This window comes from Lactonifactor longoviformis, from assembly GCF_042848515.1.
Classification (GTDB): Bacteria; Bacillota; Clostridia; order Lachnospirales; family Lachnospiraceae; genus Lactonifactor; species Lactonifactor longoviformis.
The window spans coordinates 3,022,932-3,039,546 of record NZ_AP031453.1 but is presented as its reverse complement, the minus strand read 5'-3'; the positions used below and the strand labels follow the sequence as shown (position 1 = coordinate 3,039,546).

Here is a 16,615-nt window from a genome sequence, read left to right as displayed (position 1 = left end):
GGATAACAGATGGTAGATTGGATTTGGAAAGACAGTCGTATGCCCAGGATGCAGGTGCACGAGAACAAAGGTGTCATATATCTCGGCTTTCAGGCGCTGGAGGAGACAGGCCTGGTAACCCATGGGTTTACAACCCGCTGGGGAGGAGTGAGCCGCGGGATTTATTCCTCTATGAATTTGAGTTTTACGAGAGGCGATGATCCGGAGGCTGTGAGGGAGAATTATCACAGGATTGCCGATGCTATGGGTTTTTCTTATGATTCTATCGTCTGTACGGATCAGACACACACAACCAATATCCGTGTGGCGGCAGCGGAAGACAGAGGGAAAGGGATTACGAAGGAGAAGGATTACAGAGACATAGACGGACTGATTACCAATGTTCCGGGGCTGGTTCTTGCAACCTTCTATGCAGACTGCGTGCCCCTGTACTTTCTGGATCCCAGAAGAAAAGCCATTGGTCTGAGCCATTCGGGATGGCGGGGAACGGTGAACAAGATGGGAAAGGCAACGGCAGAGGCAATGACCAGGGAATACGGGACGGATCCGAAAGATATCATCGCTGCTGTCGGGCCGTCTATCTGCCAGGACTGTTATGAGGTAAGCCAGGATGTGGCGGATGCATTTAAAAGCGCATTTTCCCGGGAGACCCACTCGGATATCATACAGGATAAGAAGAACGGAAAGTATCAGCTAAATCTTTGGAAAGCCAATGAACTGGTGTTGAGAGAGGCAGGGATCCCGGAAGAAAACATTTCTCTTCCCAATCTTTGCACCTGCTGCAATCCCCGGCAACTGTTTTCCCACAGGGCAAGCAAGGGAAAAAGAGGCAATCTGGCTGCCTTTCTGCAACTTCGTGATAATTCACAGTTCTAAAAAATTGTAATTTTTATGTCAATCAGATATTAGGTCATAAGTAACAAAATTTCCATATTTATCCAGCTGGATATAGACTAACTGCATAAAAATTTCTAAAGTGTAACAAAATGTTACGCATATGTTACAAAAATGGAGAAAAACGCTACCTTTTATTAAAAAAGTGTGCTATAATGATTGCACGTTAGAAAAGTATGGGAGATTTATTTATGAAGAATAAAAAAATAATGAGCGTATTTTTGGCTTCCTTAATGCTGACAGGCTCTGTATTACCCTGCTACGCCTCTACTCAGGATAAAATCTCTGATACCAAGGCACAAAAGCAGGAGACACAATCCACGCTGAACCAGACAAAAGATAAAATCAGCAATCTGGAAACCAAAAAAGGTGAGTTAGAGAATTATTTGACAGACTTGAATCAACAGCTTTCTGATTTGAGCAACAGTCTTTCGGATCTTCAGGATAAGTATGAGGACAAGCAGAAAGAGCTGCAGGAAGTGGAAAAAGAGCTGGAGGCTGCAAAGGAATTAGAAAAAGAGCAGTACGAGGCCATGAAGGTCCGCATCCAGTACATGTATGAGAAGAATAACTCAAGTTACATAGAAGTACTTTTTGCCGCTGAAAGCTTTACAGATTTTCTGAACCGTGCAGATAATATTGCGCAGATGTCCCGTTATGACAGGGACAAGCTGGCTGAGTACACGAAGACAAAGGAACAGATTGCCCAGCAGGAAGAGAAAGTAAAGACAGAACAGCAGGCAATTGAGACCCTTCAGCAGGAGAGTACGGCAAAGCAGGAAGAAGTGGAAGAACTGGTGGCTTCTACTTATGATCAGATTAATACATATGCCGGTCAGATTACAGAATCTGAATCTGAGGCAAAAGCGCTGCTGGCTAAGGTAAACAGCCAGGAGGAGACTCTGAACGGCCTGTTAAAGCAGGCAAAGGATGAGGAGGCCGCCGCAACTCTGGCTGCCAAGAAACAGGAACAGGCTTCTAGGGAAGCCGTACAGACCGCATCCGCCAAGGAGAGCGGCGCGTCCGATAAGCAGCCATCCAAAGAGGAAAGCAAAAAAGAAGACACCGAAAAAGAGAATACTTCCAAAGAGGAGAGCAAGCAAGAAGAGACAGCAAAAGAGGATTCTTCTGAGGAAAGCAGTTCTTCTTCCAATTCCTCACAAGGGGAGTATTTAGGTAAATTTAAATTAACTGCCTACTGCAACTGTGAACAGTGCTGCGGGCAGTGGGCCAACGGACTGACGGCGTCAGGAACCACACCTTCTGAGGGCAGAACCGTAGCTATGGGCGGAGTTCCTTTTGGGACAAAGCTATTGATTAACGGCAATGTATATACCGTAGAAGACAGAGGTACCGCATACGGACATGTGGATGTCTATATGAATAACCATTCCGATACCTATGGGTTTGGTGTGAAGTACGCTGATGTTTACCGCCTGAATTAATCACTGCAACGTGTGAGACGTAAAAAAGGGGCTGTGAAAAAACAGTCCGAATAAAAAAAGAGGATTTTCAATACACTTTAGTGGTTGAAAATCCTCTTTTTGTGGTAAAATTTATCTGCTATGAAAAACAATACCACAACTTATTCTATACCAAAACAAGGCACTTTGCCAATGTTTATTTCAGATTTTCTTGATATTTGTGACCCTGTTTTAACTTTTGACAAATTCATGGAGGGAATTGATCTAACTAAGTATCTCGATAAACTGCCGGCGCGTGAGACCGGACGGGTCAGATATAATCCTGTCAACATGTTAAAAACAGTTCTTTTCGGGTTTATGACCCAGGGATATATGTCACTAAGAGAACTGGAAGACAACTGCAGAGTCAACATCAGATTTATGTATCTCATGGATAATGAAAGACCTTCTTACCGCACCTTTGGATATTTTATCAACGAAGTCCTTGCAGATTCCATCGAAGATATTTTTAATGAAATCAATCAAAAGATATTTGAGGAAGAATGTGTGGATCTCAGCCATATCTACATTGACGGTTCAAAGTTTGAAGCAAATGCGAATAAATACAGCTGGGTGTGGAAAAAGGCAACTGAAAAATCCCGCTACCGGCTGTTCGGAAAAATCACGGCCTTGTTAGAGGAAATGAATGAAGTCCTGATCTGGAGCGGGCTGAAGATACAGACAAATGCTGAATATTCGCCGGAAGGCTTAAAAGATATCTTAGACAGATATGCAGCCAATTTTGAAATAGATACCACCACTTTTGTTTATGGAAGAGGCCATCGGAAATCTATACAGCAGCGCCACTATGAAAAACTGAAGGAGTATACCAAAAAGCTGGAAGAATACATAGTGAAAGTAAAAATATGCGGTCCAAACCGTAACAGTTATTCAAAATCAGACCATTCGGCAACCTTTATGAGGATTAAGACAGACTATATGGGAAATGATCAGCTTCTTCCGGCCTATAATGTCCAGGTGGGAGTGGCAGATGAATTCATAGCTGTAGTTGATGTAAACCAATACCGTTCAGATATGGACTGCTTTATACCGTTAATGGAGAAGTTCCATAAAACCTATGGCTTTTATCCAAAATATCCGATAGCGGATGCCGGATATGGTTCATACAATAACTATATTTATTGCGAACAGCATGGCATGGAAAAATACATGAAATTTCCAATGTTCAAAAAAGAGACGGAAGACGAAAAGTATCATAACAACCCATACAGGGCAGTGAATTTTAAGAGAGATGAAGAAGGGAATCTGATGTGTCCCAATGGGAAGAAATTTCATTTTGCCTACCGAAAAGATGTGAGAGGAAATCAATACGGACGGCAGGAAGAGATCTATATCTGCGAAGACTGCAGCGGATGCCCAAATGCAGAGCAGTGTAAAAAGGCAGAGAAAAACCGCAGCATCAGAGTAAACCGGGAATTGACGGCCATGTACCAGGAAGTGATAGAAAACCTTGAAAGCATCCATGGAGCCCTGTTAAGAATGAACCGTTCGATTCAGGCAGAGGGAACATTTGGAATCATAAAAAATGACCGCTGGTATAAAAGAATCGTAAGAAGAGGAATCGAATCAGTGCGAATGGAGATATTTCTGGTTTCCATAGGCCATAATCTTTATAAATATCATAATAAGCAGATGAGACAACAGAAAGCAGCCTAAAAAGAAAAAGCAGTAAACTGTGGGGAGGGGGATTTTATGCCCTTTTTTACTCCCAAAAGGTATCTAAATACAATATAATACCATCGACTATGCCGATGGTATTATAAAAGGGGCTTTTTTCACAGCCCCTTTTTTACACTTATTTTTCCCGTTTTAGCAGCTGATTGATTTTCTTAGTGGTGGAGCGAACCTTTTCCACGGAAACATCGTGGTTCAGAGTATCCATAATGCTTGCCAGGTATTTGCTCATATCAGCTTCAAGATAGTAAGGGCGTTTTAACACCTCAGGGTTCCGGTAATTCAGATTCGTTGTGATTACTTTGGAGATATATCCCTTTTCATAGTATTCGTCGAACTTTTCCATGCCGTTGGTAAAGAGGCCGAAGGTAGTGCATACAAATACCCGCCCGGCTTTTCTCTCTTTCAGCTGCTTGGCTACATCCAGCATACTTTCCCCGGAGGATATCATGTCGTCAATGATGATTACATCTTTTCCCTCCACAGAATCTCCCAGGAACTCATGGGCTACAATTGGATTTCTTCCGTCTACCACGGTGGAATAGTCCCTGCGCTTATAGAACATGCCCATGTCTACGCCTAGTATATTGGAGAAATATACTGCCCTCGGCATAGCGCCCTCGTCAGGGCTGATAACCATCAGATGATCGTTGTCCATGTGGAAGTCTTCCACACTGGAGGTAAGGGTTTTCAGGAACTGATAGGTGGGCATAAAATTGTCAAAGCCTGACAGAGGAATGGAATTCTGTACCCTGGGATCGTGAGCATCAAAGGTTATAATGTTGCTCACTCCCATATTCACCAGTTCCTCTAATGCCAGCGCGCAGTCAAGGGATTCCCTTTTTGAGCGGCGGTGCTGTCTGCTTTCGTATAAAAAGGGCATAATAACATTAATACGGTGTGCTTTCCCCGTAGCGGCAGAAATCATGCGCTTCAGATCCTGATAATGATCGTCCGGTGACATATGATTCTCATAGCCGCACACCTTGTAGGTAATGCTGTAATTGCATACGTCTACCATAATGTATAAATCTACTCCGCGGATAGACTCCTTGTACTGGCCCTTTCCCTCTCCGGTACCAAATCTGGGGCATTCGCAGTCCGCAAGAAAAGAGTCCTCGGAGTAACCGTGCAGTGTCACCCCTGATGTATTGTGAGCTATAAGCTCTTTCCGAAATTGAACCAGATAAGAATCCACTTGCGACGCCAGTTCCCTGCAGCCGGCCAATGCTGCGATCTTTATAGGCGCAACCGGAATGGATTTCTCCAGTAAGCTGATATCAACCATAATAACCTCCGACAGTTTGTGTGTTATTTTGACAGAATTACACTATTTTGTCATACTATAGTAGTTATATCATCAGTGACTTGCCCCCGTCAAGGAAATTATTGCTTTTTTACTACAAAGTTGGTATGATATAAAAGATGAAAGGTCGAGTAAATTATGAAAAAAACAAAGCATATCATCCGGCAGATTGCCGGAGACAGTATAGCAGAAGAGATGAATCTGGAACCCATGGATGAGGTGCTGGCCATCAATGGGCAGGAGATAGAAGATGTATTTGATTACCACTACCTGGTAAATGATGAGTATATAGAACTGCTGGTTCGAAAGGCTGACGGGGAGGAATGGCTGCTGGAAATAGAAAAGGATGCCCAGGAGGATCTGGGGATCGAGTTCCAGAACAGCCTGATGGATGATTACCGTTCCTGCAGGAACCGGTGTATTTTCTGCTTTATTGACCAGATGCCGCCTGGAATGCGGGAGACTCTTTATTTTAAAGACGATGATTCCAGGCTTTCCTTTTTGCAGGGCAATTATGTGACCCTTACGAACATGAGTGACCATGATATTGACAGAATTATTCACTACCATCTTTCTCCTATAAATATATCATTTCAGACAACAAATCCCGAACTTCGCTGTAAGATGCTGAATAACCGTTTTGCCGGGGATATTTTTTCCAAGGTAGACAGGCTGTACGAGGCCGGTATAGAGATGAACGGGCAGATTGTGCTCTGTAAAGGCTATAATGACGGCCAGGAGCTGGAAAACAGCATCCGGGATCTGGCTGAGTACCTGCCCCATCTGCGCAGTGTTTCGGTGGTGCCGGTTGGACTCAGCCGCTATCGGGAGGGGCTTACCCGGCTGGAGCCGTTTCAGCAGGAGGATGCCGTCCGGGTGCTGGATACCATACACCGGTGGCAGAAGAAGCTGTATGACGCTTACGGCCTGCACTTTATCCATGCCAGCGATGAATGGTATCTTCTGGCAGGGAAGGAGCTTCCCCCGGAAGAACGGTACGATGGATACCTCCAGCTGGAAAACGGAGTGGGAATGCTCCGGCTGCTGGAAGAAGAGGTGACAGAAGCCCTTGCGGACAGGGAAGGCGACGGCAGGGAGAGGAATCTTTCCATAGCCACCGGGAAACTGGCCTATCCTCATATCTGCAGACATGTGAGGCGCCTTAAGAAAAAATACCCCAACGTAAACTGCAGTGTATATCCGGTGACTAATTTTTTCTTCGGAGAGAGCATTACAGTGTCAGGCCTTCTCACCGGCCAGGATCTGAAAAAACAGCTCACGGGGCGGAATCTGGGAGAAGAGCTGCTGCTGCCCTGCAATATGCTCCGAAGCGGAGAGAATGTTTTCCTGGATGACGTGACCGTGGAAGAACTGGAAGGGACCCTTCAGGTTCCTGTAAGTGTGGTAGACACGCAGGGCGCAGACTTAGTGAAGGCGCTTCTGGGAGAGACAACAGGAAGAGAACATAGAAGGAGACAAATATATGAGCAAACCAATAGTAGCAATCGTGGGACGCCCTAATGTGGGCAAATCAACGCTGTTTAATGCCCTGGCAGGCCAGAATATTTCTATCGTAAAAGATACCCCCGGGGTTACCAGAGACCGTATCTATGCAGACGTCATCTGGCTGAATCATGGATTTACCATGATTGATACCGGAGGGATTGAACCGGAAAGCAAGGATATCATTCTGTCCCAGATGAGGGAACAGGCGCAGATCGCCATTGATACGGCGGACGTGATCATTTTTATAACCGATGTGCGTCAGGGGCTGGTGGATGCCGATGCAAAGGTGGCGGACATGCTCCGCAGAAGCGGCAAGCCCGTAGTCCTTGCCGTGAATAAGGTGGATAATTTTGACAAACTGCTCATGGACGTATATGAGTTTTATAACCTTGGAATCGGGGAGCCATTCCCCATCTCGGCATCTTCCAAGCTGGGCTTGGGAGATATGCTGGATGAAGTGGTGCGCCACTTTGAGGAGGAAGAGGAAGAAGAGGAAGAGGACGACATACCAAGGGTTGCTATTGTGGGCAAGCCCAATGTAGGGAAATCTTCCATCATCAACAAGCTGCTGGGACAGTCCAGAGTAATTGTCTCAGATATTGCGGGAACCACCAGAGATGCCATTGACACGAATATTATGTGGCAGGGGCGGGAATATATCTTTATAGACACAGCAGGTCTCCGCAGAAAGAACAAGATCAAAGAAGAACTGGAGAGATACAGCATTATCCGTACCGTGACAGCAGTTGACCGGGCGGATGTGGTGATTGTGGTTATTGACGCGGTGGAGGGGATCACGGAGCAGGATGCGAAAATCGCCGGGATTGCCCACGAAAGAGGAAAAGGGATCATCATTGCCGTCAATAAGTGGGACGCAGTAGAGAAGAATGACAAAACTATATACAAGTATACCAGTAAGGTAAGGGAATTCCTCTCGTATATGCCCTATGCGGAACTAATGTTCATCTCCGCGGAGACGGGCCAGAGACTGCCGAAGCTATTTGATACCATTGATATGGTTCTGGAGAACCAGACTCTCCGGATTCAGACAGGGGTGCTCAATGAAATAATGGCAGAAGCCATTGCTCTGCAGCAGCCTCCTTCCGACAAGGGGAAACGGCTGAAGCTGTATTACATTACCCAGGTGTCGGTGAAACCGCCTACTTTTGTTATTTTTGTAAACGATAAAGAACTGATGCACTTCTCCTATACCCGTTATCTGGAAAATAAAATAAGGGAAGCTTTTGGATTCAGAGGAACCTCTCTGAAATTTATTATTCGAGAACGGAAAGAGAAGGAGTAAGGGAACCATGGTACGTATCATTTGTCTGGCAATCGGTTATGTGTTTGGACTGTTTCAGACTTCTTATATCTACGGAAGAATGAACGGCATAGATATCCGGGAGCATGGCAGCGGGAATGCAGGGACAACAAATGCCCTGCGGACCCTGGGAAAAAAGGCAGGGATTATTACCCTGCTGGGAGATTGTTTTAAATGTGTGTTTGCCGTACTTCTTGTGCGGGCTATCTTTGGGAGCAGCCATCCGGATACCATACGGCTGCTGGGAATGTATGCGGCGGCAGGCTGTATTCTTGGACATAATTTCCCTGTGAATCTGGGATTCCGGGGAGGAAAGGGGATTGCTGCCTCTGTGGGACTGGTGGCATCCTTTGACTGGAGAGTGTTACTTATTGCAGGAACCGTGTTTCTGGTTCTGTTTTTTACAACGCACTATGTATCGCTGAGTTCTCTGACGGGCTATCTGGCATTTTTGGGGAGTACGCTGGTTATGGGGCAGATGGGACTGTTCCATATGCCCCAGGCGGAGCTTAGGGAGCTGTATGTGGTAGTGGCGCTTTTGGCGTGTCTTGCCTTCTACCGCCACAGGGAAAATATTGTAAGGCTGTTCAGGGGGACTGAGCGAAGGACCTATCTGAACCGTAAGAGTGAAAAGTAAAGGGGTGTTCATATGGCAAAAATCAGTGTACTTGGAGCGGGAAGCTGGGGAACTGCGCTGTCTGTCCTGCTGTGCGACAACGGACATGAGGTGATTCTGTGGTCCAGGAGAAAAGAGGAGGCAGACGAACTCAGGGAGAAGAGAGAGCATGTGTCAAAGCTTCCTGGAGTAAGGCTTCCGGACGGCATGATGTTTACTTCCGATCTGGATGAGGCACTCCCGGACAGAGATCTTCTGGTTATGGCGGTTCCATCTATCGCGGCCCGGGGACTGGCCCGCAGGATAGGTCCCGGACTTCCGAAGGGACAGCTGATTGTGAACGTGGCCAAGGGGATTGAGGAGGAGACATTGCTCACGCTGAGCGAGCAGATCGAAGAAGAAATTCCCCAGGCAGACGTTGCAGTTTTATCCGGCCCCAGCCATGCGGAGGAAGTTGGGCGCAAACTCCCCACAACCTGCGTGATTGGCGCGCACCACAAGGAGACTGCCGAGATTCTCCAGAATATTTTTATGAGTCCCGTATTCAGGGTCTATATCAGCCCGGACATCCTGGGGATTGAGCTGGGAGCGGCGCTGAAGAATGTAATTGCCCTGGCGGCGGGAACCGCAGACGGACTTGGTTACGGCGACAACACAAAAGCAGCTTTGATTACCAGAGGAATTACGGAGATATCGCGTCTGGGCATTGCCATGGGGGCAAAGGCAGATACCTTCTACGGACTCTCCGGAATCGGGGATCTGATTGTAACCTGTGCCAGTGTCCACAGCAGGAACCGGAAGGCCGGCTATCTGATTGGACAGGGGAAAACCACGGAACAGGCCATGGAAGAAGTGAAGATGGTAGTGGAAGGGGTGTATTCCGCTAAGGCTGCCATAGGGCTGGCAGAGAAATACCAGGTGGAGCTGCCCATTATTTCCCAGGTAAATAAAGTGCTCTTTCAGGGGAAATCCCCCGGGGAGGCAGTTCAGGAGCTGATGCTTCGGGATAAGAAAATAGAGTCCTGGGACAGCAGATGGGAAGAAAAGGTGAACTGACAATGAAAGACGGTGTATCCGCAGATGCGCCGTCTTTTAATGTCCGGAAACTTAGATAATTATTTTGAAAGGATTTCATATTGGCCCAGGAGATCTTCGGGGATGCTGGCAGTGCGCTGCTGGCGGTCCAGAGCGGTCAGCGCCTCCATTTCTTCCGGGGTGAGGGAGAAGTCAAAGATCTGTGCATTGCTGCAGATGCGCTCTTTTTTAGATGATTTGGGAATGACGGATATGCCCTGCTGTACGGACCAGCGAAGACCGATCTGGGCTGGGGTTTTGCCCCGGCGGGCAGCGATTTGGGCTACTGTCTCCTCGTTTAAGTAGGCGCCCCGGGCAAGGGGAGCATATGCCTGTACCGCGATGCGGTGTGCTCTGCAGTAAGAGAGCAGCTCAGGGTGGTTGAAAAGCGGGTGGAATTCTATCTGATTCACCGCGGGAACAATGCCGCACTGCTCGTTCAGCTTTTCCAGATCCTGAACAGAAAAGTTGCTCACACCAATGGACTTGGCGCGGCCTGAACTGTATATCTTTTCCAGCGCTTTCCAGGTACCGATGTAACAGCCCGCCACCGGCCAGTGAATCAGATAGAGATCCACGTATTCCAGCCCCAGGCGTTCCAGGCTTCGGTTAAATGCTCCTTCTACGTCGTTCATACGCTGGGCGTTATTCCAGACCTTGGTGGTGACAAATAATTCCTCGCGCTTTACAGAAGCAGCCTTGATTCCCCGGCCAACGCCTTCTTCATTTTTATAGACAGAGGCTGTATCTATGAGGCGGTATCCGGCCTCCACAGCCCAGCAGATGGCGTTCTCTACTTCGTTGTTCCCGGTTGCTTTATATACTCCTAAGCCCAACATCGGCATTTCTCTTTCGTTATTCAGTAAAATTGAATGTGTTTCTAAGGACATACCATCCCTCCTTATATTATATTCTTGTGCAGTATATCACAAAATTATGAAAGAAATGATAGGTATTTATTAACTTTTTAATAAATCCATGGTACTATGAGGGTGGATGGCCGGTGCAGAGTAATAGCTGCACCGGAATGCATTTACGGCAAAGGAGGCTGTCTATGAGATTTTTTCATATCGCAGACTTACACCTGGGGAAAAAACTCCTGGGGGAAAGCCTGCTGGAGGACCAGAGGTATATTCTGGATAACGTGTTACTGGAGATAAAAAAGGAACAGCCCCAGGGCATTCTAATTGCCGGGGACATTTATGATAAAAGCATTCCCTCCGGGGAAGCTGTGGTACTGTTTGACTCTTTTTTGGAAAGGCTGGCAGAGGCCGGTCTGGAGATTTTTATCATCAGCGGAAATCATGATTCCCCGGAACGCCTGGATTTTGCCAAAAACCTTTTGGCAAAGAATAAAGTGCATATTGCCGGGGGATTTAAAGGAGAGCTTCCCCATACCGTGCTCTGTGACGAGTGGGGGGAGCTGACTGTGTGGCAGATGCCTTTTATTAAGCCGGCAGCACTCAGACCTTACACTGAAGAATCCCCTGAGACGTACGAGGAGGCTGTATCGGCAGTGCTTCGGACGGCAGAGATTGACAGCAGGAAAAGAAATATCCTGTTAGCCCACCAGTATGTGGTGTGGCAGGGGGAAAAGCCTCTTCCCTCAGCTTCTGAGCAGCTGTCTCTGGGAGGGCTGGAACAGGTGGATGCCTCCTGTTTTGACGCTTTTGATTATGTGGCCCTGGGACATATTCACAGGCCGCAGAAGATAGGAAGACCGGAAGTCCGGTATGCCGGCTCCCCTCTGAAGTATTCATTTTCGGAGATTCATCATAAAAAGGCAATTACCGTCGTAGATATAGAGGAGAAAGGACAGGTATCCCTGCGGAAGCTGCCTCTTGCGCCTCTTCACGAGATGGCCGTCCTCAGGGGAACGATGGAGGAGCTGACCGGGGAGGCGTACAGAGAGTACCGCAGCGGATATTATCTATCAGTCGTCCTAACTGATGAACAGCCGGTGGAACAGCCGGTAGAGAAGCTCAGGGAGTATTTTCCAGGGCTTTTGGAATTTGCCGTTGATAACGCAAGGACAAGGGAGCGAAAGGAGAGCGGCCTTAAGACCGAACAGATTTTGCTGCGCACACCCCGGGAATTATTTCAGGAGTTTTATAAGAAGCAGAACCACGTAGAAATGTCCCCGGCGGAAAAAAGGATTCTGGAGGAAGTGCTGCAGAGAGTAGGAGAACATGTATTATGAAGCCCACAGAACTGATGATGCAGGCTTTCGGGCCTTATGCTGACCCTGTAACCATTGATTTTACACCCTTTTACCGCCAGGGCCTGTTTTTAATCAGCGGGGATACAGGGGCAGGAAAGACTACCATCTTTGACGGGATTATGTATGCCCTGTACGACGAGACCAGCGGCAGCAGCAGAAAAGCGGAAAATCTGAGAAGTGATTATGCGGACAGCAAAACTCTTACCAGGGTCCGTCTGAAGTTTTTGCACAAAGACAAGGAATACGAGGCGGAACGGTATTTTTCAGAGACACGGCGGGCAGAGGCGGTCCTTACGCTCCCCGACGGCAGTGTGATTACCGGAAAGAAAAATGTGAATCAGGCTGTAGTGGACTTGCTGGGTCTGGACTACCGTCAGTTTAAGCAGGTCTCCATGATTGCCCAGGGGGAATTTCTGGACCTTCTTTTTGCCAGAAGTGATGTGCGGGGAGAAGTGTTCCGCAAGGTATTTTGCACAGAATACTATAAAACGGTATCGGACTTGTTAAAGAGTATGGCTGCGCATGCCAGAGATGAGGAACGGTATCGGCAGGAGAGGAGAAAACAGGTGCTTGAAGGACTCCCGGCTTCCCTGCGGGAACTGCCGGAGGGGGAGCTGCTCCGGGGCCTGGAAGAAATTCTGGAAAAAAACCGGAAAAAGGATCAGAGGCTGAAAAAAGAAGAAGGGATGCTGGAGCAGAGGAGGGAGCAGCTGCTCCGGGAATATGAGCGGATCAAGCTGGAGAATCAGGAACTGAAACGCCTTGGGGAGCTGCGGGAACGGCTGGAGAGCAAGAAAGAAGAGGCGGTTCCTATGAAAGCGTTGGAGAAGAGAAGAAGAGACGGACAGAAGGCTGTGACATATGTCAAGCCTCTGCTGGAACAGCATGAGCAGAGAATTGCCGAACTGGAGGGCCTGCAGAGCCTGTACGGGGAGTTCAGGGAGAGAAAGAAAGAGCTGGAGAAAGAAAAAAGGAACTGGGAGAGGTTGGAAGAGCTGAGGGAACGGCAGGAGAAAGAAATGCATCTTCTGGAGGATATGGAGCAGCAGCTGGATTTCTGGAATGAAAAAGAGAAAGAGGCCAGGGCTGTTATAAAACTGGAAGAGGATCAGGCTGGACTGAAGGAAGCGCTGGAACAGCGGATTGATGAAGTGAATAAAATCTCTGTACAGTATGAGAACTACAGGGCCGATTTTCTGAAGAGCCAGGCCGGAATCCTGAGCAGAACCCTGCAGGATAAAAGTCCCTGCCCGGTGTGCGGCTCTCTGGAGCACCCTGCTCCCGCTCCTCTTCTGCATAAGGATGTGAATGAGGAAACCCTGAGAAAGCTGGAAGCCAAAAAAGACGCATTGCAGAAAAAAATGCAGGAAACCTTACACAGATGCGCTCTGAATCAAAAAGAGTGGGAGATGCGAAAGGGCCAGCTGGAGCAGGTGCAGGGGCTTGGGAGAAAGAAGGACGGCAGGACTATGCTCTCCTGGATCCAGAAAAGACTGGAAGAACAGCAGGACAGAATTATGAAACAGAAATCCAGGATCCGAAGTGATATCCCTGAGAGCAGAGAGATCAAAAACCATCTGGAAGAGACTACAAATGAATATCATCTGTGTCTGGGCCGCCTGGCAGAGCAGGAAAAGAAGCTTCCCCAGGCTAAAGAGGCGGTTAAGAGCTCCAGACAGATGTATATGAATCAAATAAAAAAACAGGGCTTTGGCAGCGAAAAAATGGCCAGAGAAGCTTTTTGCACCCAGGAAGAGCTGGGGGAAATGGAGAATGCGGTCCGCAGATACCAGCAGGAAATACAGGAGCTTCAGGTGCAGATCCGCAGTCTTGGAAAACGGCTGCGGGGCAGGATATACCGGGAAGAGGATTATTACCAAAAAAGTCTGGGGGATATGGACAGCCAGAGAAAAACAATTTCCAGAGAGAGAAAGCAGATTTATAATGAAATACGGCAGCTGCTGCAGCTTGAGAAGCAGCTGGAACGCCTTGCAAAAGAGAGCAGAGGCAGTGAGGAATACCGGATAAGCCTTCAGACTCTTTCCGATACGGCCAACGGTACGCTGAACGGCAAGCCAAAGCTTTCCCTGGAGCGGTATGTGCAGTCTGCCTATTTCCGGATGATTGTGGCGGAAGCCAATATCAGGCTGGAAGCAATGACCAATGGGCGCTACGAACTTTTGGTGAGAGAGGAGACCAGCAACCGGCAGAGCCAGATTGGTCTGGATCTGGATGTGTACGATTACAATACAGGAAAGGTCAGAACCGTGAAAACACTGTCCGGAGGCGAGGCTTTTAAAGCAGCCCTTGCTCTTGCACTGGGTGTGTCGGCTGTGATTCAGAGCTTTGCCGGCGGCGTATGGGTAGAGACTATATTCATTGATGAAGGGTTCGGAAGTCTGGATCAGGAATCTCTGGAACAGTCAATAGCCACTTTGGCCACCCTGGCCGACGGCAACCGGCTGGTGGGGATTATTTCCCACGTTAATGAGCTGAAAGAGCGCATTGATAACCAGATACAGGTATGCAAAGGCAAAAAAGGAAGCAGAATTCAATAGTTTGTTAATTGATAAACAAAGTAAAATTGGATATTTTTAGTTTACGTCAAATTGTTTAGAAATAAAAACAATATTAAGATTTTTTTATAAACTTTCCAATAAGAATTTCTTGCTAAATATTTGGAAACAAGTTATAATGAAAACAATTGATAAATAATTGTCACAAAGTTTGTCTTGAGTGGATTTAGCTATGGAAAGGAGAACATAAGACATGCATTTAGTGAAAGACGAGAATGGTCATGTTATATCTCATGCACATGATGGTGAACATACTCATGAACATGTTCACACTGATGGAAATGTTCATACTCACGAACATACGCATGAAGGGGAACATGACCATGTTCATGCTCATGGATGTGATTGCAGGAATGAGAAATGCAATGGCAACTGTGCAGATGAGACTACAGCTTTACTGAACTATATGCTTCAGCATAATCAGCATCACGCGGAGGAACTGGACCAGATGGCCAAAAATCTCCGCAAATTAGGCATGGAGGATGCAGCCAGAACCATTGAGGAGGGTGTCGCGGACTTCCAAAAGGGCAATATGCGCCTGAGCCTTGCACTGACACTGGTAAAAGAACATCAGAAGGAGGCATAATTATGTGTTTGGCAACTGTACAGAAAAGTGATGACACTGTGATCTGCAGAAACATCAGCCGTATTGATGTGGATGGGGATAAAGTAATCCTCCGGGATATCCTTGGGGAAGAACAGGTGATTGAAGGAAGGATTCTTATGGTAGACCTGGCTAACAGTATTGTGAAGCTGGACTGCCGGTAGAAGCACGGGCTTTTGGGCGAAAGCCCTGAAGATAAAAGCAAATCATTAAAAGAGAGTGGAGGATAAAAGATGGAGAACAGATTATGAAGGTGTAAAGGAACAGCGACGTAGGATGTGCAGGGGGAATCAGCTGGTGCCGCAGCAACAAGGTAAGCGGTATCTGGGGATTGCATCTGTATGCATGGAACAAGTCCCAAACTGTCACACAAGACTGCGGCGACGCAGGCGCGGGAACAGTCCGGGGACAGAGACTAGATTAGATAGAAATAGGAGGTGCCCGTAATGGCACATGTAATTGCTGTAGCCGGTAAAGGCGGTGTGGGAAAGACAACTTTATGCGGATTATTAATCCAGTATCTGGGAGAAAAGGGAAAAGGTCCGATTCTCGCTGTGGATGCGGATGCCAATTCCAATCTGAATGAAGTGTTGGGAGTAGAAGTGGAAGCTACACTGGGAGATGTGCGGGAGGAGATTGCGCAGGCGGAGCTTGCAAAAGAGAATCCGATTCCTGCAGGTGTCTCCAAAGCGGATTATGCGGAATTCAAGTTTAATTCTGCACTGGTAGAGGACGATGATTTTGATCTGCTGGTAATGGGAAGAACTCAGGGGAAAGGGTGTTACTGCTATGTGAACGGCCTTCTTCAGGCTCAGCTGGCCAAGTATCAGAAAAATTATCCTTTTATTGTAGTGGACAACGAGGCGGGTATGGAGCATATCAGCCGCGGAGTGCTTCCGAGCATGCAGACCGCTATCCTGGTCAGCGATTGTTCACGGCGTGGTGTGCAGGCAGTTGGCCGGATTGCAAAATTAATTGAGGAATGCGGCATGAAGCCTAAGACCATCGGTCTGATTGTCAACCGTGCACCGAATGGAGAATTGAATGAAGGAACAAAAGAAGAGATTGAAAAGCAAGGACTGACTCTTCTTGGTGTGGTGCCACAAGATGAGAGTGTGTATGAGTACGACTGCGACGGAAAGCCAACAGTTGAACTGCCTGAAAGCAATCCGGTAAAGAAGGCTCTGCGCGACATTGTGGACAAATTAAACCTGTAGTATTTGGAAATTCCCCTCTTGCAAGGTGAAGTGATGACTGCTCTGTGTGAGAGAGGTTTTTTTAAACAAAACAATAACCCCTGGGGGCGGATGGGTTACAAGCGCTCAAAAACTAAGAGTTA

General features: G+C 47.3%; 14 protein-coding genes. 12 read left to right on the top strand and 2 right to left on the bottom strand.

The features are described from left to right. The first annotated feature begins 9 nt into the window (after positions 1-9). From pgeF to ACGHCT_RS14000, 3 genes are all read left to right on the top strand, one after another. The gene (gene pgeF, locus ACGHCT_RS14010) at positions 10-876 is read left to right on the top strand and encodes a peptidoglycan editing factor PgeF (protein ID WP_072852974.1); all 867 of its coding nucleotides are present in this window, start codon (positions 10-12) and stop codon (positions 874-876) included. 209 nt (positions 877-1,085) lie between these two features. After that, positions 1,086-2,339 carry a hypothetical protein gene (locus ACGHCT_RS14005; RefSeq protein WP_072852976.1) on the top strand — a complete coding sequence of 418 codons (1,254 nt, stop codon included), beginning with the start codon at positions 1,086-1,088 and terminating at the stop codon, positions 2,337-2,339. Between the two features lie 120 nt (positions 2,340-2,459). After that, entirely contained in the window at positions 2,460-4,034 is a 1,575-nt protein-coding gene (locus ACGHCT_RS14000; protein ID WP_390436399.1) for an IS1182 family transposase, read from the top strand. Between the two features lie 139 nt (positions 4,035-4,173). Here ACGHCT_RS14000 and ACGHCT_RS13995 read toward each other — a convergent pair whose 3' ends face one another. After that, entirely contained in the window at positions 4,174-5,340 is a 1,167-nt protein-coding gene (locus ACGHCT_RS13995; RefSeq protein WP_072852979.1) for a ribose-phosphate pyrophosphokinase, read from the bottom strand. 156 nt (positions 5,341-5,496) lie between these two features. On the opposite strand from ACGHCT_RS13995, the gene ACGHCT_RS13990 reads away from it, so the two are divergent. The 4 genes from ACGHCT_RS13990 to ACGHCT_RS13975 are packed head-to-tail and all read left to right on the top strand — an operon-like array spanning position 5,497 to position 9,857. Next, positions 5,497-6,879 carry a DUF512 domain-containing protein gene (locus tag ACGHCT_RS13990; RefSeq protein WP_390436397.1) on the top strand — a complete coding sequence of 461 codons (1,383 nt, stop codon included), beginning with the start codon at positions 5,497-5,499 and terminating at the stop codon, positions 6,877-6,879. Further along, entirely contained in the window at positions 6,842-8,167 is a 1,326-nt protein-coding gene (gene der / locus ACGHCT_RS13985; RefSeq protein ID WP_390436395.1) for a ribosome biogenesis GTPase Der, read from the top strand. Before ACGHCT_RS13990 ends, der begins: the two co-directional genes overlap by 38 nt. A gap of 7 nt (positions 8,168-8,174) precedes the next feature. Continuing rightward, entirely contained in the window at positions 8,175-8,822 is a 648-nt protein-coding gene (gene plsY / locus ACGHCT_RS13980) for a glycerol-3-phosphate 1-O-acyltransferase PlsY (RefSeq protein WP_072852985.1), read from the top strand. A gap of 12 nt (positions 8,823-8,834) precedes the next feature. Next, complete coding sequence (locus ACGHCT_RS13975) at positions 8,835-9,857, top strand: NAD(P)H-dependent glycerol-3-phosphate dehydrogenase (RefSeq protein WP_072852987.1); 1,023 nt, start codon at positions 8,835-8,837, stop codon at positions 9,855-9,857. A gap of 59 nt (positions 9,858-9,916) precedes the next feature. Here the strand turns inward: ACGHCT_RS13975 and ACGHCT_RS13970 are convergent, their stop codons facing one another. Beyond that, positions 9,917-10,765, bottom strand: a complete 849-nt coding sequence (locus ACGHCT_RS13970) for an aldo/keto reductase (protein WP_390436393.1) — start codon at positions 10,763-10,765, stop codon at positions 9,917-9,919. A gap of 164 nt (positions 10,766-10,929) precedes the next feature. On the opposite strand from ACGHCT_RS13970, the gene ACGHCT_RS13965 reads away from it, so the two are divergent. From ACGHCT_RS13965 to ACGHCT_RS13945, 5 genes are all read left to right on the top strand, one after another. Then, on the top strand, positions 10,930-12,075 hold the full coding sequence (locus ACGHCT_RS13965) for an exonuclease SbcCD subunit D (protein WP_390436391.1): 1,146 nt from the start codon (positions 10,930-10,932) through the stop codon (positions 12,073-12,075). Beyond that, on the top strand, positions 12,072-14,654 hold the full coding sequence (locus ACGHCT_RS13960) for an AAA family ATPase (RefSeq protein WP_072852993.1): 2,583 nt from the start codon (positions 12,072-12,074) through the stop codon (positions 14,652-14,654). The genes ACGHCT_RS13965 and ACGHCT_RS13960 overlap by 4 nt, the downstream gene beginning before the upstream one ends. Before the next feature lie 211 nt (positions 14,655-14,865). Then, the gene (locus ACGHCT_RS13955) at positions 14,866-15,258 is read left to right on the top strand and encodes a cobalt transporter (protein WP_390436388.1); all 393 of its coding nucleotides are present in this window, start codon (positions 14,866-14,868) and stop codon (positions 15,256-15,258) included. A 2-nt stretch (positions 15,259-15,260) separates the two neighbouring features. Further along, complete coding sequence (locus ACGHCT_RS13950) at positions 15,261-15,440, top strand: CooT family nickel-binding protein (protein WP_072852997.1); 180 nt, start codon at positions 15,261-15,263, stop codon at positions 15,438-15,440. Between the two features lie 282 nt (positions 15,441-15,722). Next, on the top strand, positions 15,723-16,493 hold the full coding sequence (locus tag ACGHCT_RS13945) for an AAA family ATPase (protein WP_072853000.1): 771 nt from the start codon (positions 15,723-15,725) through the stop codon (positions 16,491-16,493). Positions 16,494-16,615: the final 122 nt, after the last annotated feature.